Source organism: Rubrivivax rivuli (genome assembly GCF_004016505.1).
Taxonomy (GTDB): Bacteria; Pseudomonadota; Gammaproteobacteria; order Burkholderiales; family Burkholderiaceae_C; genus Rubrivivax; species Rubrivivax rivuli.
This window is the reverse complement of sequence record NZ_SACR01000004.1, coordinates 234304-257684: the sequence shown is the minus strand read 5'-3', so window position 1 is coordinate 257684 and position 23381 is coordinate 234304. Positions and strand designations below refer to the sequence as shown.

The window sequence follows — 23381 nt, the reverse complement described above, 5'->3', positions numbered from 1 at the left end:
CGCCTTCAACTTCCACCCTCACGGACGCTCATGAAGCCGATGTCGACCCGCCGTTTCCTCCAGATTGCCGGCCTCAGCGCCGCCGCCCTGCTGCTTGCCGCCTGCGGCAAGAAGGAAGAAGCCCCCGCCCCGGCCCCCGTGGCCTCGGCACCGGCGCCGGCCCCCGCCAAGGTCTACGTGGTGGGCACCGACGCTGCCTACGCCCCCTTCGAGAGCCAGAACGAGAAGGGCGAGATCGTCGGCTTCGACATCGAGGTGGTGCAGGCCATCGCGAAGAAGGCCGGCTTCGAGGTGAAGTTCGTCAACACCCCCTGGGAAGGCATCTTCAACGCCTTGGGCCAGGGCGACCGCGACCTGGTCGTCTCGGCGGTGACCATCACCGAAGAGCGCAAGGGCACCATGGACTTCAGCGCGCCCTACTTCGACGCGCAGCAGCTCATCGCCGTCAAGGAGACCAGCAAGGTCTCCAAGTTCGCCGACCTGAAGAAGCTGAAGGTGGGCGTGCAGACCGGCACCACCGGTGACGAGGCCGTCACCAAGCTGCAAGGCAAGACCAGCACCAACATCAAGCGCTTCGAGAGCACCCCGCTGGCGCTGAAGGAACTGGAAGCCGGTGGCGTCGACGCCGTGGTGGCCGACAACGGCGTGGTCATCCACTACGTGGCCAACAACCCGGGCGGCAAGTTCAAGACCGTGGCCGACAAGGAATTCGTGCCCGAGCAGTACGGCATTGCCGTGAAGAAGGGCAACACCGAGCTGCTCGAGAAGATCAACAAGGGCCTGGCCGACATCAAGGCCGACGGCACCTACGACCAGATCTTCACCAAGTACTTTGGCGCTCCGCCGGCCAAGGCCGAAGCCGCCGCGCCGGCCTCCGCCGCCTCGAAGTAAGCCTCTCGACCAGAGAAAGACCGGACGGTGGATCTTCGCTGGGAGATCCTGTCCGGCTACATGCCGCTGTTCATCAGCGGCTTGTGGATGACGGTCCAGCTGACGCTGGTCGCCATCGGGGTGGGCTTGGTGCTGGGCGTGGGTTTCGGCCTCGTCAGCACCTCGTCCGACGCCCCGCCGCCGCGCCACGCGGCGGCGCGCGCGCTGCTCAGCGTGGCGCGCGGCATCACGGTGGCGTACGTCACCTTCTTCCGCGGCACGCCGCTGTTTGTGCAGATCCTGCTGGTGCATTTCGCGCTGATGCCGGCACTGGTGCACCCCGATCACGGCCTGCTGCTGTCCGGCGAACTCGCGCGCAGCTTCCGCCAGGACCACGGCGCCTTCTTCTCGGGCTGTGTGGCGCTGAGCCTCAACGCCGGCGCCTACATCAGCGAAATCTTCCGCGCCGGCATCCAGAGCATCCACCGCGGCCAGACGCAGGCGGCCTACAGCATGGGCCTGACGCACACGCAGGCCATGCGCTTCGTCATCCTGCCCCAGGCCTTCCGGCGCATGGTGCCGGCCCTCGTGAACGAAGGCGTCACGCTGATCAAGGACAGTTCGCTGGTCTCGGCCATCGGCCTGGCCGAGCTGGCGCTGGCGGCGCGCACGGTGGCCGGGGCCTACTCGCGCTACTGGGAGCCCTACCTCGCCATCTCGGTCGTCTACCTGGTGTTGACGCTCACGCTGTCGCTGCTGGCCCGCCGTCTGGAAGCCCCGGCGCACCTGCGCGGCCGGTAACAGCCGGCACCACCTGCCGCGCGAAGTGTTGCGCGGATGCTGCGCCGCGGCGTACTTTCTGCATCCGCGTTGTCCCGAGGGCGGGTTTGTCCGGGGATCGCCCCTAAACTGTCATCGGTCGTCGGTAAAGGGCAAAGCCCACCGGCATCGCAACCATCCAGTGAGGAAACGCATGAAAAAGACCCTGATTGTTGCCGCCGTGTCGGCTCTGGCTGCCGGTAGCGCCCTGGCGCAAAGCAGCGTCACCATCTATGGCCGCCTGAACGTCACTGCCGAGTCGCTCGACCGCGCTGGCTTGAAGACCAAAGAACTCGTCAACAACGCTTCCCGCCTGGGTTTCAAGGGCGTGGAAGACCTCGGCGGCGGCCTGAAAGCAAACTTCCTGCTCGAGCATCGCTTCAACGTCGACACCGGCACCGTCACCGGCGCCTTCTACGCTGGCGACTCGTACGTCGGCCTGTCGGGTGGTTTCGGTGCCGTTCGTCTGGGCCGCATCACCAGCGAGGCTTACTACGCGACGGCTGACTACATCAGCATGAACAACCACGACACCGGCACCTCGGCCGATGCCCTGTACGCCTACATCGGCAACAACCGCAACAAGATCGCCTACAACACCAACAGCCTGGGCGGCTTGGTGTTGCACGCCTCCATTGGCGCCGGCGAAGGCGTCGCGGCCGCCAAGGTCCTGGATCTGGCCGCCACCTACGAACTGGGCGACCTGAGCCTGGGCTTCGGCTACGAGAAGAACAACGCCAGCGCCAACCAGTACGCCGTGCGCGCGCTGTACACCGCGGGCCCGGTCGTTGTCGGTGGCTACATCCAGAAGGACAAGAACGGCTACGGTACCAACGTCGGCAGCCGCACCACCTTCCGCCTGACCGGTGCCTATAACGTGGGCAGCAGCGAGTTCCACGTCGGCTACGGCAAGGCTGGCGACTACAGTCGTGTCAACGACAGCGACGTCTCGCAATTGGTGCTGGGTTACAACTACAACCTGAGCAAGCGCACCCGCATCCACACGCACTACACGAAGGTCAGCGCCAGCCGTAACGCGACGTTCTACGCGACCGACCTGACGGCCCTGGGCGTCGGCATCCGCCACAACTTCTGATCGCCGCGGGCCTCGGCCCGTTGCTCCAGCGAAAAGGCCGGTCCATTGACCGGCCTTTTTCTTTGTACCGCCTCAGCCGCGCGGATGGTGCTGGGCGTGCAACTGCCGCAATCGCTCACGGGCCACGTGCGTGTAGATGGTCGTGGTGCCGATGTCGGCATGGCCCAGCAGCAATTGCACCGCGCGCAGGTCCGCGCCGTGGTTCAGCAGGTGGGTGGCGAAGGCGTGGCGCAAGGTGTGGGGCGACAGCGGCGCACTCACGCCGGCCTGCACGGCATACCGTTTGACGAGACGCCAGAACATCTGGCGCGACATGCCTTCACCGAGCCGGGTGACGAAGAGTGCGTCGCTGGCGCTGCCGCCCAGGATCGCGGCGCGCCCCGCGCCCAGGTAGCGCTGCAGCCAGGCCTGCGCCTCGCCGCCGAAGGGCACGAGCCGCTCGCGCGAGCCCTTGCCCATCACGCGCAGCACCGCCTCGTTGAGGTTCAACTGCACCGTCTTCAGGCCCACCAGCTCGCTCACGCGCAGGCCGCTGGCGTACATCAGCTCCAGCATGGCGCGGTCGCGCAGGCCGAGCGCGGTCTCGTCATCGGGCGCCTGCAGCAGGGCTTCGACCTGCGCTTCGCTCAAGGTCTTCGGCACCCGCAGCGGCTGGCGTGCGGCCTGCAGCCGCAGGGTGGGGTCGGCATCGGCAAGCCGCTCGCGCACCGCCCACCGGAAAAAGCGTTTGAAGACCGTCAGCCGGCGGTTGGCCGTCGTGGCACGGGTGCCGGCATGGCGCTCTGCCATGTAGGCCAGCAGGTCGGTCTCGCGCGTGTTCTCCAGCGGACGCTGCAGCCACACGGCGAAGGCGGAGAGATCGCGGCGGTAGGCGTCGAGCGTCAGGCTGGACAGCCCGTCCTCGATCCACAAGGCATCGATGAAGCGGTCGATCGCGGCGCGATGGTCGTCGACCGCCACGCCGCCACCGCCGCTCATTCGAGCTTCAGGTTCTGCTTGGCCACCACCGTCTTGTAGACGTCGAACTCGGCCCGGATCTGACGCGCGAACTCCTCGGGCGTGTTCAGGATCATCAGCGAGCCGGTGTCTTCGATGCGCTTGCGCACATCGGGCAGTTCGGCCGTCTTCTTGAAGGCCGTCGCGATCTTTTCGACCACGTCCTTGGGCATGCCCTTGGGGCCGAGGATGCCGTAGTAGGCCATGCGGTTCACGGGTTCCAGGCCGACATCCTTGAAGGTCGGCACACCCGGCAGCTGGCTCAGGCGCTGCGGCGCGGCCACCACGATGGCGATGAGCCGCCCTTCCCGGATGAACGGCAGCGCCGAGGGCAGGTTGTCGAAGATGATGGGCACCTGGCCCGCCACCGTATCGTTCAGCGCTGGGCCCGCACCCCGGTAGGGAATGTGCGTGATGAAGGTGCCGGTGAGGCTCTTGTACAGCTCCATCTGCAGGTGACCGATGCCGCCCGTGCCCGAGCTGGCGAAGCTGTACTTGCCGGGGTTCTTCTTGATCTCGGCCAGGAAACCCTTGTAGTCACGCGCCGGGAAGCTGGGGTGCACCGCGATCACGTTGGGTGTGGCCGCGATGTTGATGATGGGCGTGAAGTCGGTCAGCGGGTCGTAGCCGATCTTCTTGTTGATGGCCGGATTGGCCGCCGTGGTCGAGACCGTCGCCATGCCCAGGATGTAGCCATCGGGCGCGGCACGCACCACCTCCAGTGCACCGATGGAACCGCCGCCACCGGCCTTGTTCTCGACCACCACGTTCTGTCCCATCGCCGCGTTCGCCTTCTCGGCGACGACGCGCGCGATGATGTCGGTGGTGCCGCCGGGCGCAAAAGGCACCACCAGCCGCACCGGCTTGTTCGGGTAGCCCTGAGCCTGGGCGCCCAGGGGCAGGGCCAGCGCGAGAGCGCTCAGGCCCATCCAGCCGATGAGGCGGGTGAAGGTCTTGCGTTGCATGGAATCGGTCTCCGTCAGGGCGGTGCCGGCGCTTGAGGCCACGCCGGCTTCATCGTTGAAGTCTTCGCCGGGGCTCAGGCCGCGCCGCCCAGCAGGCCCGCCTTGAGCCGGCTGTCGTACGGCCTGTCACCCACGAAGCTGCGTAACAAGGCGGCGTAGAAGTCATCCCCCACGATCGCCTCGCCCTGGAGTTTGCCATTCACGCTGAAGACCGTTCCCCGGCCGGGCTCGAGGTCGAGGTCGACGCGGTCGCCTTTGCGCACTTTGCCCAAGGCGGCGACGCGGCGGGCAAAGAGCTCCTTGCGGTCCGCCAGCACCGGCAGCTCGGCGGGTGCTGCGTTGCGCGTCATGCCCTTCTGGAAGGCCTTCATGAACTCGTCGGCGGGCACCTCGTGCAGCATGCGCATCTGCAGGCGCTTCGGTCCGGTCTGGGCCAGCACCTGCGCCGCGCTGCGCCCCGCCTCGCGCAGGTACAGGCCCGCGGCGAAGCCCTTGAACCAGGCTACGGCGCGCACACCCGTGCCGTTCAGCAGCAGTTCGGTGCCGGCCAAGGTGATGCGCCTCTCGAACGCCTGGCCTTCCACCCACACGGGCTGCGCAAGCGCAGGCGCCCAGACTGGCAACAGCAGGCCAGCGGGCAGTCCGAAAAGCAAGGTGCGGCGGTACGGATTCATGGGCGCTTGGAGCTGGGGCAGGCCGACAAGTTTCGCAAACTGATGCATCACGCCGGAGGCGCAGCGTGCCGTGCTGCCGCGGCCCGTCCGCGCGGGCTCGCCGATACTCGCGCCCCATGTCCGACGCCCTGCTGCTGCTGCCCGACTTCGCGCTCATCGTGCTGGGCTTCCTGCTGTGCCGCTACACCGCGCTGGGCCGCCCCTTGTGGGACGCCGTGGAGCGGCTCGTGTACCTGCTGCTCTTCCCGGCGCTGCTCTTCGGCGCCATCGTGCGCAACCCGATCTCGCCAGCCAGCGCGCTGCCCCTGGCCGGCAGCGCGCTGGCGGTGGTGGCGGTCGGCGTGCTGCTGGCCTACGGCCTGCGGCTGTGGCCGGCGGTTGACGCCCGCCTGCACGCCTCGGGTGCCCAGACGGCCTTCCGCTTCAACTCCTACGTGGCACTGGCGCTGGCCGAGCGCCTGGCCGGCCCGCCCGGGGTGGCGTGGATGGCGCTGGTGGTGTCGGTCTGCGTGCCCCTGTGCAACGTGGCGGCGGTGTGGCCGCTGGCCCGTCATGGCGGTCAGGGCTACCTGCGCGAACTGGCACGCAACCCGTTGATCATTGCCACCGTTGCAGGCCTGCTCTTCAACCTGCTGGGCCTTCGCCTGCCAACCCTGGTCGACACCACCGTGGCCCGCATCGGCGCGGCCGCGTTGCCCCTGGGTCTGATGGCGGTGGGCGCGGGCCTGCAGGTGGGCGCGCTGAAGGAAGCGCCACGCCTGGCTGCAGCCTTGCTGACCATCCGGCATGCCCTGCTGCCTGCCTTTGCGGTGCTGCTGGTGGTGGCTCTGGGCCTGCCGGCGGGGCAGCAGGCCATCGTGGTGGCCTTTGCCGCCTTGCCGACGGCGTCCAGCGCCTACGTGCTGGCCGTGCGCATGGGCGGCCATGGCGGCTACACGGCGGGGCTGGTGACGATGTCCACGCTGATCGGCATGCTCGCCTTGCCGCTGTGGCTGGCGGCCTGGCGCCTCTGGTCCCCTTAGCCGCAGCCCTCAGGCGCGGCGCTGGCTCAGGGCCCAGCGGATGTGCTCGGCGAGCAAATCACTGGCCGCCGGCAGCGCGGCCTGCAGGGCCAGGGCCAGCGCCGGGTCGCCCGTCTCGCGCCAGGCATTGCCGAGCGCAACGGCCAGGTTGCGACGCCAGCGCGCCAGCCCGATGCGCCGGACGGCACTGCCCTCGGTGCGGCGCAGGAACTCTGCCTCGTCCCAAGCCCACAGCTGCAGCAGCGTGGCGTTGCCCAGTGGCGCGCGCGTGTCGAAGTCGGGCAGCGTGGCACGCTGCGCGTACTTGTTCCAGGGGCAGGCCAGCTGGCAATCGTCGCAGCCGTAGATGCGGTTGCCGATCAAGGGCCGCAATTCGGGCGCAATGGCGCCTTCGTGCTCGATGGTCAGGTAGCTGATGCAGCGCCGCGCATCCAGCCTGTAGGGCGCCACGATGGCCTGCGTGGGGCAGGCCGTCAGACAGGCCTCGCAGCTGCCGCAGTGCGCGCTGACGGGCGCGTCGATGGGCAACGGCAGGTCGATGTAGATCTCGCCCAGGAAGAACATCGAGCCGGCCTCGCGGTGCAGCGCCAGCGTGTGCTTGCCGCGCCAGCCCAGGCCCGCACGCGTGGCCAGTTCCACCTCCAGCACCGGGGCCGAGTCGGTGAAGACGCGATGGCCGAGCGGGCCCACATCGTGTGCCAGGCGCTCGGCCAGGCGCTGCAGGCGTTGCCGCAGCACCTTGTGGTAATCGCGGCCGCGGGCGTAGACCGACACCACGGCCCGCTGCGGGTCGGACAGCGCCTGCTGCTCGGCCTGCTGCCAATCGGGCGGGGTGTCCCGCGGCAGGTAGTCCATGCGCGCGGTGATCACCCGCACGGTGCCGGGCACCAGTTCGGCAGGGCGGGCTCGCTTCAGCCCGTGCGCGGCCATGTAGCCCATGCCGCCGTGGAAGCCCGCCTCCAGCCACGCCAGCAGCCCCGCTTCGGCCGTGGTGAGATCGATGTCGGCGATGGCGATCTGGGAGAATCCCAGCTCGCGGCCCCAGCCGCGCAAGCGCTGCACCAACCCCTGCTCCAGCGCCCGCTTTTCGTCTTGATGCACCACACGCCTGCTGTCAGCCCTGCCGCCATTCTAGGAAGCCGCCTGCTGCACTGGGCCGACGAAGACGCCTGCGCCGCATTCGCCTCGCAGCTGGCCGCCACACTCACCTGGGCAGGCGCCCAGCCCGACGCCTACATCGAACTGCACGGCCCGCTCGGCGCAGGCAAGACCACGTTCGTGCGGCATCTGCTGCGTGCGCTGGGCGTGCAGGGCCGCGTGAAGAGCCCCACCTACACGGTGATGGAGAACTACGCACTGCCGCGCGGCGGCATTGCTGCCCATTTCGACTTCTACCGCTTCACCGACCCTCGCGAGTGGGCCGATGCCGGCTTCCGCGAGGTGTTCGCGGCGCCCGGCCTGAAGCTGGCCGAATGGCCCGAACATGCCGCCGCCGTGCTGCCCGTGGCCGATCTGCGCCTGCACATCACGCCCGAGGCCGATGACAGCCGCACCCTTCGGCTGGAAGCCGGCACCAGTCGCGGCCTGACGCTGCTTTGAGCCCCATGCCCAAGCACCCGCTGCAGTTCCCCCTGGGCAGCCGTCGCCGCGCGCTGCAGGCCGGAGGCTCTCTGGTCATGCTGCTCGCTGCGCCACAGCTGGCCTTCGGGGCCAGCATCGTGGCGGTGCGGGTCTGGCCGGCTCGCGACTACACGCGCGTCACCATCGAATCCGACCAGCCGCTCAGCGCCAGCCACCAGCTGGTCGACAGCCCCAACCGGCTGGTGGTCGACATCGACGGCCTGGGGCTCGACACCGCGCTGCGCGAACTGGTGGGCCAGGTGCGGCCCGACGACCCCTACATCGAGCGCGTGCGCGTGGGTCAGTACCAGCCGCGGGTGGTGCGTCTGGTTTTTGATCTGAAGCAGGCCGTCCGGCCGCAGCAATTCGCACTGGCCCCGGTGGCGAGCTACCAGCAGCGCCTGGTGTTCGATCTCTACCCGGTGCAGGAGGCCGACCCGCTGCTGGCGCTGGTTCGCGAACGTGAAGATGCCGGCCAGCGTGCCGCGGCAGCGGCAGCGCAGGACGTGCTGGGCGAGTTGATCGCCCGCATCGAAAAGCCCGGGCCGGCCGCGGCCACGTCGCGTGTGGCGCTGGGCGGCGCGCCGGCGACGGCCGCATCGGCATCGGGCATCGCCGCACCTGCCGCAGCCGCCGCTTTGCCCGCCCCCGTCGCCAGCGCCGCGGCGCCCACGGCCAGCGAGCGCCGGCGCGTGGAGCGGCTCATCATCGTTGCGCTCGACCCCGGCCATGGCGGTGAAGACCCGGGCGCCATCGGCCCCACCGGTCTGCGCGAGAAGGACGTGGTGCTGGCCGTGGCCCTGGCCCTGCGCGAGAAGCTCAACGCCCTGCCCGGCATGCGCGTGATGATGACGCGCGACGGAGACTTCTTCGTGCCGCTGCACGAGCGCGTGCGCAAGGCACGGCGCGTGCAGGCCGATCTCTTCGTCAGCATCCACGCCGATGCCTTCTACCGGCCCGAGGCGCGCGGTGCCAGCGTCTTCGCGCTGTCCACGCGCGGGGCCACCAGCAGCGCGGCGAGGTGGATGGCTCAGCGCGAGAACCAGGCCGACCAGGTGGGCGGCGTGAACATCGCCAACGTACGCGACCGCCAGGTGCTGGGCGCCCTGCTCGACATGAGCACCACCGCACAGATCAAGGACAGCCTCAAGCTCGGCGAAGAAGTGCTCACGCGCATGGGCCGCGTGGGCCGCCTGCACAAGCCGCGGGTCGAACAGGCCGGCTTCGCGGTGTTGAAGGCGCCCGACATCCCCAGCATCCTGGTGGAGACGGCCTTCATCTCGAACCCGGACGAAGAAGCGCAATTGCGCGACCCGAGCTACCGCGCCCGCCTGGTGGAGGCCCTGGCTGCCGGCATCCAGCGCTACTTCGAGCGCAACCCGCCGCTGGCACGCACGCGCCAGCTCTGAAGTTGACGCGGCTTCGCAGCGCGCTTCAGCGCGGGCCGCTGCCCAGGTAGCGCTTGCTGCGGAAGAACACCACCAGCCCCACGCCCACCAACGCCATCAGGCCGAGGGCCACCCACAGGCCCGTGGCCGAGTGGATGAGCGGCAGCGCATCGAAGTTCATGCCGAAGAAACCGGTGATGAGGTTCAGTGGCAGGAAGATGGCCGTCAGCACCGTGAGCGTGCGCATGATGTCGTTGGTGCGGTGGCCCAGGGCGCTGAAGTGCATCTGCACGGCGGTCTCGGCGCTCTGCTCCAGGCGACGCACATGCCCGAGCACACGCTCGATGTGCTCCAGCACGTCGCGCGAGCGCACGCGCAGCAGTTCGCGCTCGCGGCGGCTCTGAGGCTCGGTCTCGTCAGGCCATTCGTCCAGCGCGTCGATCCACTCCTGCACCGCGCTGCGCTGGTCTTCGCAGATGTCTTCCAGCGCGTGCAGCGTGTTGCGCGACTCGAGCAGGATCTGCCAATCCGCGAAGCGGCTGCGCGGGTCGAGCAGTTGCGCCTGCAGCGTGCCGAGCTGGCGCGTGAGCAGGCGCCGCAGGTCGAGGTAGCCGTCGACCATGTGGTTGACCATGCGCAGCATCAGGTCGGCCGGGTGCACCGGCAGGCGCGCATTGCCGCGCGGGTCGTTGCCACTGGCCAGGCCGCCCAGGCGCTGCGCGAAGAACTCGCGCACCGCGCAGTCGGTCGGGTGCACGGTGACGAGCACACGGTCGAAGAGCGCGAAGCCCACCGGGCTGGTGTCGATGGCCGCCAGCGCTTCGCGCGCCGTGGCAGCGGTGCCCTGCTCTTCGCCGAAGAACTTGCCGGCCGTGCCGGCGCCGGCGGCCAGGCGGCGGAACACCATCACGTCGTACCACGAGGTGTAGTCGTAATGGCTGGGCAGCTGGTGGTTCAGCAGGTCGGCGATGTGCAGGTCCACCAGCTGCCCGCCGGTCCAGCGCTGCAGCGCCGCCTGTACTTCCGGTGCACGCACCTCGAACTCACGGCGCGCGCTGCCCACCCAAAGGAAGCCCTGCGCGGGCAGCACCTCAGGCAGGCTCTCGAGTTCCGTGAACTGCTCGTTGCTGACGTGGAAGATGCGCATCGGCAGCCGATCGCGGGCAGGGCCGATCAGCGCCTGGCCAGCAGGCGCGCTGCATCCAGCGCGAAGTAGGTCAGCACGCCATCGGCGCCGGCGCGCTTGAAGGCGAGCAGGCTCTCCATCATCACGGCGTCGTGATCGATCCAGCCATTGGCGGCAGCGGCCTTGAGCATGGCGTACTCGCCGCTGACCTGGTAGGCGAAGGTGGGCACGCGGAACTCGTCCTTCACGCGGCGCACGATGTCGAGATAAGGCATGCCGGGCTTGACCATCACCAGGTCGGCACCCTCGGCGATGTCCAGCGCCACTTCGCGCAGGGCTTCGTCGCTGTTGCCTGGGTCCATCTGGTAGACCTTCTTGTCGGCCTTGCCCAGGTTGCCGGCGCTGCCCACGGCATCGCGGAAGGGGCCGTAGAAGGCGCTGGCGTACTTGGCGCTGTAGGCCATGATGCGCGTGTGCACGTGGCCCGCAGCCTCCAGCGCATGGCGGATGGCGCCGATGCGGCCGTCCATCATGTCGCTGGGCGCCACGATGTCCACGCCCGCGGCAGCCTGCACCAGCGCCTGCTTCGTCAGCATGGCCACGGTGGGGTCGTTGAGGATGTAGCCCGTGTCATCCAGCAAGCCGTCCTGCCCGTGGCTGGTGTAGGGGTCGAGCGCCACGTCGGTCAGCACACACAAGCCCGGGAAACGGTGCTTGATGGCGCGCACGGCGCGTGGCACCAGGCCTTCGGGGTTGGTGGCCTCCACGCCATCAGGCGTCTTGAGCGCGGCGTCGATCACCGGAAACAACGCGATCGCCGGCACACCCAGCGCCACACACTGCTCGGCCTGCTCGAGCACACCCGCGATGCTGCGGCGCTGCACGCCGGGCATGCTGGCCACGTCTTGTGGCGGGCCGTCCCCATCGAACACGAACACCGGCAGGATGAAATCTTCCGGGGCCAGGCGGTGCTCGCGCACCATGCTGCGGATGGCGGCATCACGGCGCAAGCGGCGCGGGCGGCTGGCGGGGTATGGCGGGGGCGTGATCAAGCGGGGCTTCCTCGTGTTTCAGCCACTGCAAACGCGAAAAGTGGCCTTGCTGCTGCGAAATTACATCTGATAAAGTCGTACATGAATGATAGCCGCGAGGTTGTCGTTCCCTGCTTTTCCTCCCTGAGCAGGTGCCTTAGCGTGATGACAGCGATAAGGCTTACCCGCCCCGGTCCTTGGATCGGGGCTTTTTTTTGGCCGCAGGCGCCGGTGCAAGTGCCGCCACGGCCGTGTCGATAATGGCCGCATGAGCAGCAGCTATCTCTGGGTCAAGGCCTTCCACATCGTCTTCGTGGCCAGTTGGTTCGCGGGCCTCTTCTACCTGCCGCGCATCTTCGTCAACCTGGCCATGGTGCCGGCCGACAGCCACGCCGAGCGTGAACGCCTGCTGCTGATGGCGCGCAAGCTCTACCGCTTCAGCAGCCTGCTGATGGTGCCGGCCTTGGTGCTGGGTCTGGTGCTCTGGCTGGGCTACGGTGTCGGCGGCGGCTGGATGCATGCCAAGCTGGTGCTGGTGCTGGCCGTCATCGGCTACCACCACGTGTGCCGCGGCGTGCTGCGCAGCTTCGAGCAGTTGAACAACAAGCGCAGCCACAAGTGGTTCCGCGTCTTCAACGAGGTCTCGGTGCTGATGTTCATCGCCATCGTCGTGCTCGTGGTCGTCAAGCCCTTCTGAAGCCCCGCGCGATGGCACCGGCACCCGGCCCGCCGCGCCACCGCAGTTCGGCCACGCCGCTGGCGCTGGTGTATGCCGCGCTGGTGCTGTACGCGAGCCTCTACCCTTTCGAGGGCTGGCGTTGGCCACCGGGCCAGGACGCCTGGACCCTCGCCAGCCTGCCCTGGACCCGCTGGCAGGACGAATTCGATCGATACAGCAACCTGCTCGGCTACCTGCCGCTGGGTGCGCTGATCTGCATCGCCGCGCGTCGCAGCGGCGGGCACACGCTGGTGGCATGGCTGCTGGCCGTGTCGGTGCCGGCCGTGTTGTCCTACGGCACCGAGGTGCTGCAACAGTTCCTGCCGAGGCGCGTGCCGGCACGCGAAGACTTCCTGCTCAACACGGGCGGCGCCGCCCTCGGTGCACTGCTCGCGCTGGCCGGCCATGCCCTGGGGCTGGTGGACCGCTGGCAGGCGCTGCGGGTTCGCTGGTTTGCGCGCGACAGTGCAGGCGCCCTGGCACTGCTGGCGCTGTGGCCGGTCGGGCTGCTCTTCCCGACGCCGCTGCCACTGGGCCTGGGCCAGGTGGGCGAGCGATTGCGCGAGGCCTTGGTGGATCTGTTGTCCGACGTGCCCTGGGCCGAGGCCGCCTACGTGCTGCTCGACAGCGCGCCGGTGGTGCGCGCGCCCCTGCGTCCGCTCAGCGAGGCGCTCATCGTGGCCCTGGGCCTGCTCGGCCCCTGCCTGCTGGCCTACAGCGTGATGCCCGCGGGCTGGCGGCGCGTGGCCGCTGCCCTGGGGGCGCTGGCCCTCGGTTGGGCAGCGATGGGGCTGTCGACGCTGCTGAACTTCGGGCCGGGCAATGCGATGGCCTGGCTCACGCCCACCGCCGGCCCTGGCCTGGTGCTGGGCCTGGGGCTGGCACTGGTGCTGGCCCCGGTGCCGAGGCGCGTGGTGCGGGGCCTCGGGCTGGTCGTCCTCACTGGCCTGGTGGTGGGCGTGGCGCAGGCCCCTGCCGACCCTTACTTCGCGCAGAGCCTGCAGGCCTGGGAGCAGGGCCGCTTCGTGCGCTTTCACGGCCTGGCGCAATGGGTGGGCTGGCTCTGGCCCTACGCCGCCATGCTGTGGCTGCTGCTGCGTCTGGGCGCGCGCGACGACGGCACGACGCGTTGACCCGGCGCGGCCTGCAACCGCGTGAGGCCCCAGGGTTTGCCCAGGCCCGCGCAGGGCCGCTGCCTACAATCTGCGCATGAGCTATTACCAGCATCACGTTTTCTTCTGCCTCAACGAGCGCAAGAACGGCGAAGCGGCCTGCGCCCAGCACGACGCACAGGCCGCGTTCGACCACTGCAAGGCGCGTGTAAAGGCCGAAGGCCTGGCCGGCCCGGGCGGCGTGCGCATCAACAAGGCCGGTTGCCTGGACCGCTGCGCAGGCGGCCCCGTGGCCGTGGTCTACCCCGAGGAGACCTGGTACACCTTCGTCGACCAGCACGACCTCGACGAGATCGTCGAAGAGCACCTCAAGAACGGCCGCGTCGTGCAGCGTCTGGTGCTGCCACCCACGGTCGGACGCTGAGCCGCCTTCCATGAGTGCTTGCGCATGAACGCGGCCACCCAGGCCGTGGTGCTGGCCGGCCCGGCCGGCCGCATCGAGGCCGCCGTCGACAGCCCGCCGCCCAGCACACCCGTGCGCGGCCTGGCGGTGGTGTGCCACCCGCACCCGCTGCACGGCGGCACGATGCACAACAAGGTGGTGCAGACGCTCGCCCGTGCCTTCGTCAGCCTGGGCTACCGCTGCGTGCGCTTCAACTTCCGCGGCATCGGGGCTTCCGAAGGCGGCTGGGATGAAGGCCGTGGCGAGATCGAAGACGCGCTGGCTGTCGTGCAGGCCGAGCGCGCGCCGGGCCAGGCCCTGGTGCTGGCCGGCTTCTCCTTCGGCGGCTACGTGGCCAGCCAGGCTGCGGCGCGCCTGCGCGAAACTCCGGGGGCGCTACCGGCCCGGCGCCTGGTGCTGGTGGGCCCCGCCGTGAGGAACTTCCCCATGGCTGCGGTGCCCGAAGACACGCTCGTGATCCACGGCGAAGCCGACGACGTGGTTCCGCTCTCGGCCGTCTTCGACTGGGCCCGCCCCGCTGCGCTGCCGGTGACGGTGCTCCCGGGCGCCGGCCACTTCTTCCACGGGCAGCTGCCCGTGCTCAAACAGATCGTCACCGGCGCCTGGGCTGCCCACGCCGACACTCCTGCCCCATGAAACTGCTGCTGTCCGTCCTTCTCCTCGCCTTCTGCGCACTCGCTCGAGCGCAAGCCCCGCTGCCGCCCGAGATCGCCGCGCGTCAGTACATCCTGATCGACCTCAATAGCAACCAGGTGCTCGCCGAACGCGACGCCGACGCGCAGGCCGAGCCGGCCTCGCTGACCAAGCTGATGACGGCCTACCTGGTGTTCAACGCGATCCGCGACAAGAAGATCGCGCTCGATCAGCAACTGCCTGTCTCCAAGCGCGCCTGGGACCAGCGCAAGCTCGGCGGCAGCCTGATGTTCATCGACACCACGATGACGCCCACCGTGGCCGAGCTGCTGCGCGGCATGATCGTGCAGAGCGGCAACGACGCCTCCATCGCGCTGGCCGAAGGCGTGGCTGGCAGCGTGGAGAACTTCGTCGCGATGATGAACCGCCAGGCCCAGGCCTGGGGCCTGAAGAACACGCAGTTCAAGAACGTCGAGGGCCTCACCGAGCCCGGCCACTACAGCAGCGCGCGCGACGTGGCGCAGGTGGCCGCGCGCATCATCACCGAGCACCCGCAGCACTACGCCATCTACAGCCTGCGCGACTACACCTACAACAAGATCAAGCAGGACAACCGCAACATGCTGCTGGGCCGCGACCCCAGCGTCGACGGCATGAAGACCGGCTACACGGAGGCTGCCGGCTACTGCCTGGTGGCCAGCGCCGCGCGCGACACGCCCGCCGGCAAGCGCCGCCTGGTGAGCGTGGTGCTGGGCACGGCCAGCCGCGAGGCCCGCGCCGGCGAAAGCCAGAAGCTGCTGAACTGGGGCTGGCAGGCCTGGGACACCGTGCGCCTGTTCGAGGCCGGCAAGGCCGTGGCCACGGTGCCCGTGTGGAAGGGCACGGCCAAGGAAGCACGCCTGGGCGCTGCCGGCGGCGTGTTCGTCACCGTGCCCAAGGGCGAGGGCGACAAGCTCAAGACCACGCTGGAGCGCACCGACCCGCTGGTGGCCCCGCTGGCCGCCGGGCAGGCCGTGGGCCACATCGTCGTCACCACGGCCGGCGGCAGCGCGGTCAGCAAGGTGCCGCTGACGGTGCTGGAACCGGTGCCGCTGGCCGGCCTGCTGGGCCGTGCCTGGGACGCCATCCGGTTATGGATCCAGTAGCCGCCGTGATGCGGCCGCACTGAACCCCCGTGACACAATTTCCGCGCATCGCGCGGAGCTGCCCATGAACGACGCCCTGGTCCATCTCAACGGGGAAATCCTGCCCCTTTCGCAAGCCAAGGTGAGCGTGCTCGACCGCGGCTTCATCTTCGGCGACGGCATCTACGAGGTGGTGCCGGTCTATGGCGGCCGGCTCTTCAGGTTCGACGAACACATGGCGCGGCTGTCGCGCTCGCTGGCCAAGCTGCGCATTCCCAACCCGCACGACAACACCGGCTGGCTGGCGCTGTGCCGCCAGCTGGTGGCCAGCACGGCCGAGGCCACCGGCGCGCAAGACCAGCTTGTCTACATCCAGATCACGCGCGGCGTGGCCCCGCGCGACCACGTGATGCCCGCGAACCTGAAGCCCACCGTCTTCGCGATGGCCAACCCCATGAAGCAGGCCAGCCTGGAGCAGCGCCACCAGGGCGTGGCCTGCGTGACGGCGCGCGATTTCCGCTGGGAGCGTGGCGACATCAAGAGCATCAGCCTGCTGGGCAACGTGCTGGCGCGCCAGATCTCGGCCGACGCCGGCGCGGTGGAGACCATCATGTTCCGCGACGGCTGGCTCACCGAAGCCGCGGCCAGCAACGTGTGGATTGCCCACGAAGGTGCGCTGCTCGGCGCGCCCAAGAGCAGCCACGTGCTGGAGGGCATCCGCTACGAGCTGCTGCGTGAGCTGTGCGAAGACTGCGGCATCGCCTACAACCTGCGCCCGATCTCGGAAGCCGACGTGCGCGCTGCCGACGAGGTGATGCTGAGCTCGGCCACGAAAGAGATCCTGCCCGTCACGCACATCGACGGCGAGCCGGTGGGCCACGGTGCGCTGCGCGGCAAGCCCGGCCCGGTGTACGCGCGCCTGTACGAGGCCTACCAGCGCGCCAAGCAGAGCATGGTGGCGTGATGGACGAAGACGAACGCAAGAGCCTGATCGAGTACCCCAGCGCCTTCCCCATCAAGGTGATGGGCGCGCAGGCCGAAGGCTTCGAGGCCGCGATGGTGGCGGTGGCGAAACACTTCGACCCCACTTTCGACGCCAGCACGGTGGAGCGCCGCCCCAGCAAGGCCGGCAACTACCTGGGCCTGACGCTCACCGTCACCGCCACCAGCCGCGAACAGCTCGACGAGCTCTACCGCACGCTGAGTTCGCACCCGATGGTGAAGGTGGTGCTGTAGGCACCCCGCGCCGGCCGGGCCTTCAGCTCGGCTGGCTGCCGAGCAGTACGTCGATCTCGCGCAGCTTGCCCGGCGCGGCACGGTCGCCGTTCTGCGCCGCCACGCCGTACCAGTAGCGCGCCAGGCGCAGGTCACGCTCGACACCATCGCCCTGCTCGTACATCGAGGCCAGCAGGTACATCGCGCCGACATCACCGCCCTTGGCGGCCTCGCGGAACCAGTGCACGGCGCGCGCCGCATCTTTCGGCAGGCCGCGGCCCAGGTAGTGGCCGGTACCCATGGCCAGCTGCGCCTCGGTGCTGCCGGCTTCGGCCGCCACTTCGTACCAGCGGTGGGCCAGTGCCAGGTCGCGGGGGCCGAGTTCGCCGTTCTCCAGCGCCTGCGCCAGCATGAACTGTGCGGTGACGAAACCGCCTTCGGCGGCCTGCTGCAGCAGCCCGCGGGCGCGTGTGCGGTCGGGCTTGGGGACCTCGCCCTGCAGGTGCATCACCGCCAGGTTGTATTGCGCCGCCGCCACGCCGCGGCGCGCGAGAGCCTCGAAGGCCTTCTGCGCTGCGGGTAGTTGACCGGATTCGTAGGCGATGACCGCGCGGTCCAGCTCGTTTTGCAGGGCCGGCGGCAACGGGGCCGCGGCCATGACCGGGCTCGCCAGAGTGGCCAGCACGAGCAGGCGCGCACCTTGGAGGGCGGCACGGCGTAGAGCAAGGCGAGCAAGCGCGTGGAACATGGTGAAACTCCAGGGTGGCGCAAACCGCGGCAAGGGTTTGCGCCGGCGGGCCAGGGACTGTGTCGGTGCACGATACCCATTCATGACACTTCGCGGCACCACGGCGGCTCATGGCCCGCATCTGCCGCCTCGGCGATGGGCGGCGTGCATGGTCCAATCCGGGCATGAGTGAACGCCCCAAGATCAGCGTGAAGCCGCGCGCCCCGGCTCGCGACCCGCACCGCCCGCCCGTGCGCGGCTATGGTGCGCCACGACCGCCCGCCCCGCGCCGCTCGCCCGAGCCCGACACGCCGCCGGCCGGCCGTCACGTCGACAGCCCGCCAGCACCCGCCTCGCTGCGCCAGGGCGATACGCCTCATCGGCCGCCCCGCGCCGAGCGGGCCGAGCGGGCCGAGCGGCCGCCGCGTGACCGTGCCGAGCGCCCGCCACGCCCCGACAGGCCCGCGCCACCGCCCCAGGCGCAACGCATGGCACGCCCCGAGCGCAGCCCGCCCCCTGCCCCGCGGCCGGCGCCACGCCCGGCCGCAGCCGCGGCCCAGGCGCCCGGCACCCCGCATGCCGACGGCCTGCGCGTGGCCAAGCTCATGACCGACCGAGGCCTGGCCTCGCGCCGCGAAGCCGACGAGTGGATCGAAGCCGGCTGGGTGCGCGTGGACGGCCGACTGGCCGTGCTCGGCCAGCGCGCGCGCACCGATGCCGTGATCGACATCGACCCGCGCGCCCGTGCCGAGCAGGCACGCCGCGTCACCATCCTGCTTCACAAGCCCGTGGGCTATGTCAGCGGCCAGGCCGAAGACGGCCACGAGCCGGCCGCGGTGCTGCTCAAGCCCGAGAACCGCTGGGAAGGCGATGCATCGGGCATCAACTTCCAGGTCAACCACCTGCGCCACCTGGCGCCGGCGGGCCGGCTGGACATCGACAGCACCGGCCTGCTCGTGCTGACGCAGGACGGCCGCATCGCCAAGCGCCTGATCGGCGACCAGACGCGCGTGGAGAAAGAGTACCTCGTGCGCGTGGCCTACACGCGTGAAGGCCGGCTGCCCGACGAAGACCTCGAAAGGCTGCGCCACGGCCTGGAACTCGACGGCGTGCAGCTGCGCCCGGCCCGCGTGAGCTGGCAGAACGAGGACCAGCTGCGCTTCGTGCTGCGCGAGGGGCGCAAGCGACAGATCCGCCGCATGTGCGAGCTTGTGGGCCTGGAGGTGCTGGGCCTGAAACGCGTGCGCATCGGCAGCGTGGCGCTGGGCCCGCTGCCGGCCGGCCAGTGGCGCTACCTGCGCGACGACGAACGCTTCTGAAGCGCAGGCGGCAGCGGGCTCAGGCGCCCAGCTGGGCCAGGCGCTTCTTCGCGTCTTCCAGCGCGTTCTTCTGCCCCTTGCCGGCGGCCACGAAACGCTGGAAAGAGGCCTTGGCCTCGTCGTTGCGGCCCAGCGCCTGCTGCGAAATGCCCATGCGCCAGGCCAGCGGCAGACGCTCGGCGCCCTTGAGCCGGGCCGATTGCTCGTAGAGCTTCAAGGCCTTCTCGTGCCCGCCTTGTTCGGCCATCGCACGGCCCAGCGCATAGGTCGGCCCGGCCTCGCCGGGCTGCTCGCGCGCCAGGCGCTCCAGCGTGGGCTGTGCAGTGGCTGCATTGCCCGCGTTGATCAGCCCCAGCGACGCCTGCAGCGCCCATTGGCGGGCGTCTTCCTGCAGGCTGGGCGGCAGCGTGGCCGGCAGGTCCACCAGCGTCTTCAAGGCCGCCTCGAACTTGCGATCGTTCATCTGGATGCGCGCCTCCAGCAGACGGGCCTGCTCGGGGCTGGGTGCACTGCGGGCCAGCTCCTGGGCCTTGCTGGTGCTGCCGCCCATGAAGCCAGGCGCCAGCAAGTAGAACTCGGCCAGCGCACTGCGGGCCGGGTACCAGGCGGGCTCGAGCTCATGCGCCTTGCCCAAGGCGGCGCGCACTGTACCGGCGCTGCGCGCCGCCTTCATCATGCCCTCGCTCATGGCCTGCACGCCGAGCACGGTGCCCAGCACGTAGTGGCAAGGCGCCGCCGTGGGCTGCTTTTCGATGCAGGCTTCGGCCTTCTGCAGCGCGGCCAGCCGCGCGGCGCTGTCCGCGCCCTGCAAGGCCAGCAGGCCCAGCGCCAGCACCGCCTGAGGATCTTCGGGCTGGGTCTGCAAACGCTGCTGCGCAGCGCGCAGCAGGTCGGCTGCACGGTCGTCCTGGTAAAGCTGCTGCCAGGCGGCGTCCTTGAACATCTGGCCGGCTGGCGTGCCTGGCGCCTGCGCAGCCGCCAGCGGCGCCCATGCCGCCCAAGCCAGACCCGCCGCCATCGCCGCGAGGCCGGGTGTTCGCCTCGAGGCGGTCATTTGCTGCCTGTTCATGCTTTGCCGTGCTTCTTCGATGAAATGGTGCAGATGATGCAGGCGCACAAGGCGCGCCGCCCGGTGCTTGCGACCAACTGCAGCCCTGCCGCCGCGAGTGGCAGCGCCTGTGGCACGAAGGCCGGCCGCCCCTGATAACCTCGCTGCACATGCCTGCGCCTCCTGCCACCGCCCTTGTGGCATCGCCCCGCGTGACACCGCTGCTGGCGGCCGTGGCCCTGTCGCTGCTGCTCGGCCTGCAGCCCGTCACCACCGACGTCTACCTGCCCGCCCTGCCCATGCTGACGGCGGCCCTGGGCGCGCCCATGAGCCAGGCGCAACTGACGATGTCGGCGCTGATCCTCGCCTTCGGCCTGGCGCAGATGGTCTGGGGGCCCGTCTCCGACCGCGTCGGCCGCCGCCCGGTGCTGCTGCTGGGGCTGTCGCTCTACACCGTGGCCAGCGCGGGCTGCGCGCTGGCAGGCAGCATCGAACTGCTGGTGCTCTGGCGCGTGCTGCAGGGTGCGGCCCTGGCCGCCGCCGTGGTGTGCGCCCGCGCCATCGTGCGCGATCTCTACGAGCCGGTGCAGGGCGCGCAGGTGATGGCGCTGGCACTTTCCGGTCTGGGCGTCATCGCGCTGTTGGGACCGCTGCTGGGCGGTGTCACGGCGCTGGCCTTCGGCTGGCGCGGGCCGCTCACGCTGGTGACCGCGGTCGCCGCGCTGACGCTGATCTTCATCGCCGCCCGGCTGCCCGAGACCCTGGCCCGCCCCGACCCCGGCGCCACCCGGCTGCTGCCCCTGCTCAGGCGCTGGGGCGGGATCGCCGCGAACCCCGTCTTCCGCGCCTGGGCGCTGCTGGTGGCCTGCACCTACGGCGGCCTCTTCACGCTGCTGGCGGCCTCCAGCTTCGTCTACATGGATGTCTACGGCCTCTCGCCTGCGGCCTACGGTGCGGCCATGGCGCTGGGCTCGCTCAGTTACCTGGGGGGCACGCTGCTGTGCCGGCGCTGGATACCCCGGCACGGCCTGGCAGGCGCGGTGCGGCGGGGCGGCGTGTTCACGCTGGCCGGCGGGCTGCTGATCGCCACCACGACCTGGGCGGGCCTGCCCGCGCCATGGGCGGTGGGCGCGGTGCTGCTGTCGCAGTGCGTGTATTGCTTCGGCCACGGCATGCACCAGCCTTGCGGGCAGGCGGGGGTCGTGGCGCCGTTTCCGCAGGCCGCGGGCGCGGCTTCGGCCCTGGCCGGGCTGCTGCTGGCGCTGGTGGCCTTCGCCGTCGGCCGCTGGCTGGGCGGCGCGCTGGATGGCAGCGTGCGCCCGCTGGCCTGGGGTCTGGCCTTCTGGTCGCTGATGACCGTGACATTGGCCTGGACCTGGGTCCAGCGCACCGAAGGCTGAACCCGCGTGGCTGCACTTCGCGCGTTATGCCTGGCCGGGCCCACGGCCTCGGGGAAATCGGCGCTGGCGCTGGCGCTGGCCGAACAACTGCCGCTGGAGATCGTCAGCGTCGACTCGGCGCTGGTCTTCCGCGGCATGGACATCGGCACGGCCAAGCCCACGCCTCAAGAGCTGGCGGCCGTGCCGCACCACCTCATCGACATCCTCGACCCGCTGCAGTCGTACAGCGCGGCCCGCTTCGTGGCCGATGCGCTGCGGCTGGTCGGCGAGATCCGCGCCCGCGGCCGCCTGCCGCTGTTGGTGGGCGGCACCATGCTGTACTTCAAGGCCCTTCGCGACGGCCTGGACGAGATGCCGCCGGCCGATGCCGCCATGCGCGCCCGGCTGGACGCCGAGGCCGCCGAGCGCGGCTGGCCGGCCCTGCACGCCGAACTGGCCCAGGTCGACCCCGCCACCGCTGCGCGCCTGCCGCCCAACGATGCGCAGCGCGTGCAGCGGGCGCTGGAGGTCTTCCGAGTCAGCGGCCGGCCGCTTTCGGCCTGGCAGCGCGGGCCTGCGGGCGATGCGGCCGAGCGCGCGTCAGCCTGGCCGATGGTCTCGCTCGAACCTGCTTCGCGGGCGTGGCTGCATCAACGCATTGCCGATCGCTTCGACGCGATGCTGCAGGGCGGCTTCGTCGCGGAAGTGCAGCGCCTGCGCGCGCGCGGCGACCTGCGCCCCGAGCTGCCGTCCATGCGCTGCGTGGGCTACCGGCAGGCCTGGGAGGTGCTGGACGCCGCCGCACCCGCAGCTCCCGACGGCACCGGCCTGGCCCACCTGCGCGAGACCGGCATCGCCGCGACGCGGCAGCTCGCCAAGCGGCAGCTGACCTGGCTGCGCTCCACGCTGGTGCAGGCGCGCATCGCCTGCGACGCACCCGACGCCCAAAGCCGGGCCCTGCAGGCCCTGCGCCGGCTGGCCGGCGCTTGAGGCTGGCCCCCGGCCGCCGTAACCCGCCGTAACTTGGAAACAGGGTGGCCTTGTTCTTGCAAGAAGATGTGCCCAAGGCCGGGTCTGACCTAGGTGAGACCTACCGGAATCCTTATCCCCCGTCTAGGGTGAGGCCCCGGGTGGGCGCGCAGTCGCTTCGCGATATAGTCCCGCGCCTTGGCCGCATCGGGTTGGGGCGGCCCACATGGGCGCTACAGGCTGTAGTTTGATTACACAGGGCGCGCGTGCCTCATCGGGGTGCGCGGGCTGGCTGGAGGATAGAGTTGGATTTCGCCGAACAACAACGCAACCCAGGCAAGCACGTGGTCGGCATCGGTGTCGTGCTGGCGCTGCATGCCGTTCTCGCGTGGGCGCTGGTCAACGGCCTGGCGCAACGCCTGGTCGAGGTGATCAAGGCGCCCATCGAGACCAAGATCATCGAAGAGGTGAAGCCGCCCGAGCCGCCGCCGCCCGAGAACCTGCCGCCCCCGCCGCCGCAATCGGCACCGCCCCCGCCGTCGTTCATCCCGCCGCCAGAGGTGCGCGTGAACCCGCCGCCGATGCCGCAGCCCACGATCACCACCACCACCGTGGCGCCGCCGCCGGCCCCGCCGACCACCTTCATCCAGCCGCCGGCGCCGCCCGCGCCGCCCGCACCGCCTGCGCCGCGCAGCCCGCCGAGGGCGGCCGTGACGAACATCGGCGCCTGCGCGCCGAAGGGTGAGGATTACCCGCCTGCCGCCCAGCGTGCGGAAGCCACCGGCACCACCGCCATCCGCTTCACCGTGGGTGCCGACGGCAAGCTGGCCAAGGCCGAGGTGATCCGTTCTGCGGGTGCGTCGCGCGAGCACAAGCTGCTCGACCGGTTGGCCATCAGCAAGCTGAGCCAGTGCGCGTTCCAGGCCGGCTCCGACGAAAACGGCAAGCCCGTGGGCGCCACCGTCGACGTCGAGTACGTCTGGAAGCTCGACTGAGCTTCCCCATCCCGCTTTTTCACGTTTTTTCCCGCGAGTGCGGCAGGAGCGCCGCGCGAGTCCGTTCCTCTG

The 23381-nt window shown here is 70.1% G+C and carries 25 protein-coding genes; 17 read left to right on the top strand and 8 right to left on the bottom strand.

Annotated elements, in window-relative coordinates; genetic code table 11:
- Window positions 1-30: 30 nt before the first annotated feature.
- The 3 genes from EOE66_RS13510 (at window position 31) to EOE66_RS13500 (ending at window position 2785) form a co-directional block, all read left to right on the top strand.
- Window positions 31-891 carry a basic amino acid ABC transporter substrate-binding protein gene (locus EOE66_RS13510; RefSeq protein WP_128229266.1) on the top strand — a complete coding sequence of 287 codons (861 nt, stop codon included), beginning with the start codon at window positions 31-33 and terminating at the stop codon, window positions 889-891.
- Window positions 892-918: 27 nt separating this feature from the next.
- Window positions 919-1671 carry an amino acid ABC transporter permease gene (locus EOE66_RS13505; RefSeq protein ID WP_128229265.1) on the top strand — a complete coding sequence of 251 codons (753 nt, stop codon included), beginning with the start codon at window positions 919-921 and terminating at the stop codon, window positions 1669-1671.
- 172 nt (window positions 1672-1843) lie between these two features.
- Window positions 1844-2785: a porin gene (locus EOE66_RS13500; RefSeq protein ID WP_128229264.1), complete on the top strand. Its 942-nt coding sequence runs from the start codon at window positions 1844-1846 to the stop codon at window positions 2783-2785.
- A 72-nt stretch (window positions 2786-2857) separates the two neighbouring features.
- Here the strand turns inward: EOE66_RS13500 and xerD are convergent, their stop codons facing one another.
- The 3 genes from xerD to EOE66_RS13485 all read right to left on the bottom strand — a co-directional run bounded on the left by xerD (window position 2858) and on the right by EOE66_RS13485 (window position 5468).
- Window positions 2858-3763 (bottom strand): site-specific tyrosine recombinase XerD, encoded by a 906-nt coding sequence (xerD, locus tag EOE66_RS13495; RefSeq protein WP_128229263.1) that lies wholly within the window; start codon window positions 3761-3763, stop codon window positions 2858-2860.
- Entirely contained in the window at window positions 3760-4746 is a 987-nt protein-coding gene (locus EOE66_RS13490; protein ID WP_128229262.1) for a tripartite tricarboxylate transporter substrate binding protein BugE, read from the bottom strand. The genes xerD and EOE66_RS13490 overlap by 4 nt, the downstream gene beginning before the upstream one ends.
- A gap of 74 nt (window positions 4747-4820) precedes the next feature.
- Entirely contained in the window at window positions 4821-5468 is a 648-nt protein-coding gene (locus EOE66_RS13485; RefSeq protein WP_245479033.1) for a chalcone isomerase family protein, read from the bottom strand.
- 68 nt (window positions 5469-5536) lie between these two features.
- On the opposite strand from EOE66_RS13485, the gene EOE66_RS13480 reads away from it, so the two are divergent.
- Window positions 5537-6442, top strand: a complete 906-nt coding sequence (locus EOE66_RS13480; protein WP_128229260.1) for an AEC family transporter — start codon at window positions 5537-5539, stop codon at window positions 6440-6442.
- Between the two features lie 9 nt (window positions 6443-6451).
- Here the strand turns inward: EOE66_RS13480 and queG are convergent, their stop codons facing one another.
- On the bottom strand, window positions 6452-7495 hold the full coding sequence (queG, locus tag EOE66_RS13475; RefSeq protein WP_128229715.1) for a tRNA epoxyqueuosine(34) reductase QueG: 1044 nt from the start codon (window positions 7493-7495) through the stop codon (window positions 6452-6454).
- Between the two features lie 42 nt (window positions 7496-7537).
- Here queG and tsaE point away from each other — a divergent pair, with 42 nt between their 5' ends.
- Together tsaE and EOE66_RS13465 are read left to right on the top strand one after the other, a co-directional pair.
- Window positions 7538-8041, top strand: coding sequence for a tRNA (adenosine(37)-N6)-threonylcarbamoyltransferase complex ATPase subunit type 1 TsaE (tsaE, locus tag EOE66_RS13470; protein WP_128229259.1), 504 nt, complete (start codon window positions 7538-7540; stop codon window positions 8039-8041).
- A 5-nt stretch (window positions 8042-8046) separates the two neighbouring features.
- The gene (locus EOE66_RS13465) at window positions 8047-9471 is read left to right on the top strand and encodes an N-acetylmuramoyl-L-alanine amidase (RefSeq protein WP_128229258.1); all 1425 of its coding nucleotides are present in this window, start codon (window positions 8047-8049) and stop codon (window positions 9469-9471) included.
- 25 nt (window positions 9472-9496) lie between these two features.
- On the opposite strand, the gene EOE66_RS13460 is transcribed toward EOE66_RS13465, so the two are convergent.
- Both EOE66_RS13460 and hemB read right to left on the bottom strand, forming a co-directional pair.
- Entirely contained in the window at window positions 9497-10597 is a 1101-nt protein-coding gene (locus EOE66_RS13460; protein WP_128229257.1) for a magnesium transporter CorA family protein, read from the bottom strand.
- 26 nt (window positions 10598-10623) lie between these two features.
- Entirely contained in the window at window positions 10624-11628 is a 1005-nt protein-coding gene (gene hemB / locus EOE66_RS13455) for a porphobilinogen synthase (protein WP_128229256.1), read from the bottom strand.
- Between the two features lie 247 nt (window positions 11629-11875).
- Between hemB and EOE66_RS13450 the strand changes: the two genes are divergently transcribed.
- From EOE66_RS13450 to EOE66_RS13420, 7 genes are all read left to right on the top strand, one after another.
- Window positions 11876-12304 carry a CopD family protein gene (locus tag EOE66_RS13450; protein ID WP_128229255.1) on the top strand — a complete coding sequence of 143 codons (429 nt, stop codon included), beginning with the start codon at window positions 11876-11878 and terminating at the stop codon, window positions 12302-12304.
- Window positions 12305-12315: 11 nt separating this feature from the next.
- Window positions 12316-13458, top strand: coding sequence for a VanZ family protein (locus EOE66_RS13445; RefSeq protein WP_128229254.1), 1143 nt, complete (start codon window positions 12316-12318; stop codon window positions 13456-13458).
- A gap of 76 nt (window positions 13459-13534) precedes the next feature.
- A complete protein-coding gene (locus EOE66_RS13440; RefSeq protein WP_128229253.1) occupies window positions 13535-13861 on the top strand; it encodes a (2Fe-2S) ferredoxin domain-containing protein in 327 nt (108 codons plus the stop codon).
- A gap of 24 nt (window positions 13862-13885) precedes the next feature.
- Window positions 13886-14536 (top strand): alpha/beta hydrolase, encoded by a 651-nt coding sequence (locus EOE66_RS13435; RefSeq protein WP_128229252.1) that lies wholly within the window; start codon window positions 13886-13888, stop codon window positions 14534-14536.
- A complete protein-coding gene (locus tag EOE66_RS13430) occupies window positions 14533-15678 on the top strand; it encodes a D-alanyl-D-alanine carboxypeptidase family protein (protein WP_128229250.1) in 1146 nt (381 codons plus the stop codon). Before EOE66_RS13435 ends, EOE66_RS13430 begins: the two co-directional genes overlap by 4 nt.
- Window positions 15679-15742: 64 nt before the next feature.
- Window positions 15743-16621 (top strand): D-amino acid aminotransferase, encoded by an 879-nt coding sequence (locus EOE66_RS13425; protein WP_128229248.1) that lies wholly within the window; start codon window positions 15743-15745, stop codon window positions 16619-16621.
- Complete coding sequence (locus tag EOE66_RS13420; RefSeq protein ID WP_128229246.1) at window positions 16621-16893, top strand: YbeD family protein; 273 nt, start codon at window positions 16621-16623, stop codon at window positions 16891-16893. Before EOE66_RS13425 ends, EOE66_RS13420 begins: the two co-directional genes overlap by 1 nt.
- Before the next feature lie 22 nt (window positions 16894-16915).
- On the opposite strand, the gene EOE66_RS13415 is transcribed toward EOE66_RS13420, so the two are convergent.
- Window positions 16916-17530 carry a tetratricopeptide repeat protein gene (locus EOE66_RS13415; protein ID WP_164885102.1) on the bottom strand — a complete coding sequence of 205 codons (615 nt, stop codon included), beginning with the start codon at window positions 17528-17530 and terminating at the stop codon, window positions 16916-16918.
- Window positions 17531-17784: 254 nt separating this feature from the next.
- On the opposite strand from EOE66_RS13415, the gene EOE66_RS13410 reads away from it, so the two are divergent.
- Window positions 17785-18918, top strand: coding sequence for a pseudouridine synthase (locus EOE66_RS13410; protein WP_128229242.1), 1134 nt, complete (start codon window positions 17785-17787; stop codon window positions 18916-18918).
- A gap of 19 nt (window positions 18919-18937) precedes the next feature.
- On the opposite strand, the gene EOE66_RS13405 is transcribed toward EOE66_RS13410, so the two are convergent.
- Window positions 18938-19987 (bottom strand): tetratricopeptide repeat protein, encoded by a 1050-nt coding sequence (locus EOE66_RS13405; protein WP_128229240.1) that lies wholly within the window; start codon window positions 19985-19987, stop codon window positions 18938-18940.
- Window positions 19988-20136: 149 nt separating this feature from the next.
- Between EOE66_RS13405 and EOE66_RS13400 the strand changes: the two genes are divergently transcribed.
- The 3 genes from EOE66_RS13400 to EOE66_RS13390 all read left to right on the top strand — a co-directional run bounded on the left by EOE66_RS13400 (window position 20137) and on the right by EOE66_RS13390 (window position 23309).
- A complete protein-coding gene (locus EOE66_RS13400; RefSeq protein ID WP_128229238.1) occupies window positions 20137-21366 on the top strand; it encodes a Bcr/CflA family efflux MFS transporter in 1230 nt (409 codons plus the stop codon).
- Window positions 21367-21372: 6 nt separating this feature from the next.
- On the top strand, window positions 21373-22335 hold the full coding sequence (gene miaA / locus EOE66_RS13395; RefSeq protein WP_128229236.1) for a tRNA (adenosine(37)-N6)-dimethylallyltransferase MiaA: 963 nt from the start codon (window positions 21373-21375) through the stop codon (window positions 22333-22335).
- Between the two features lie 284 nt (window positions 22336-22619).
- Entirely contained in the window at window positions 22620-23309 is a 690-nt protein-coding gene (locus EOE66_RS13390; protein WP_245479032.1) for an energy transducer TonB, read from the top strand.
- Window positions 23310-23381 lie beyond the last annotated feature (72 nt).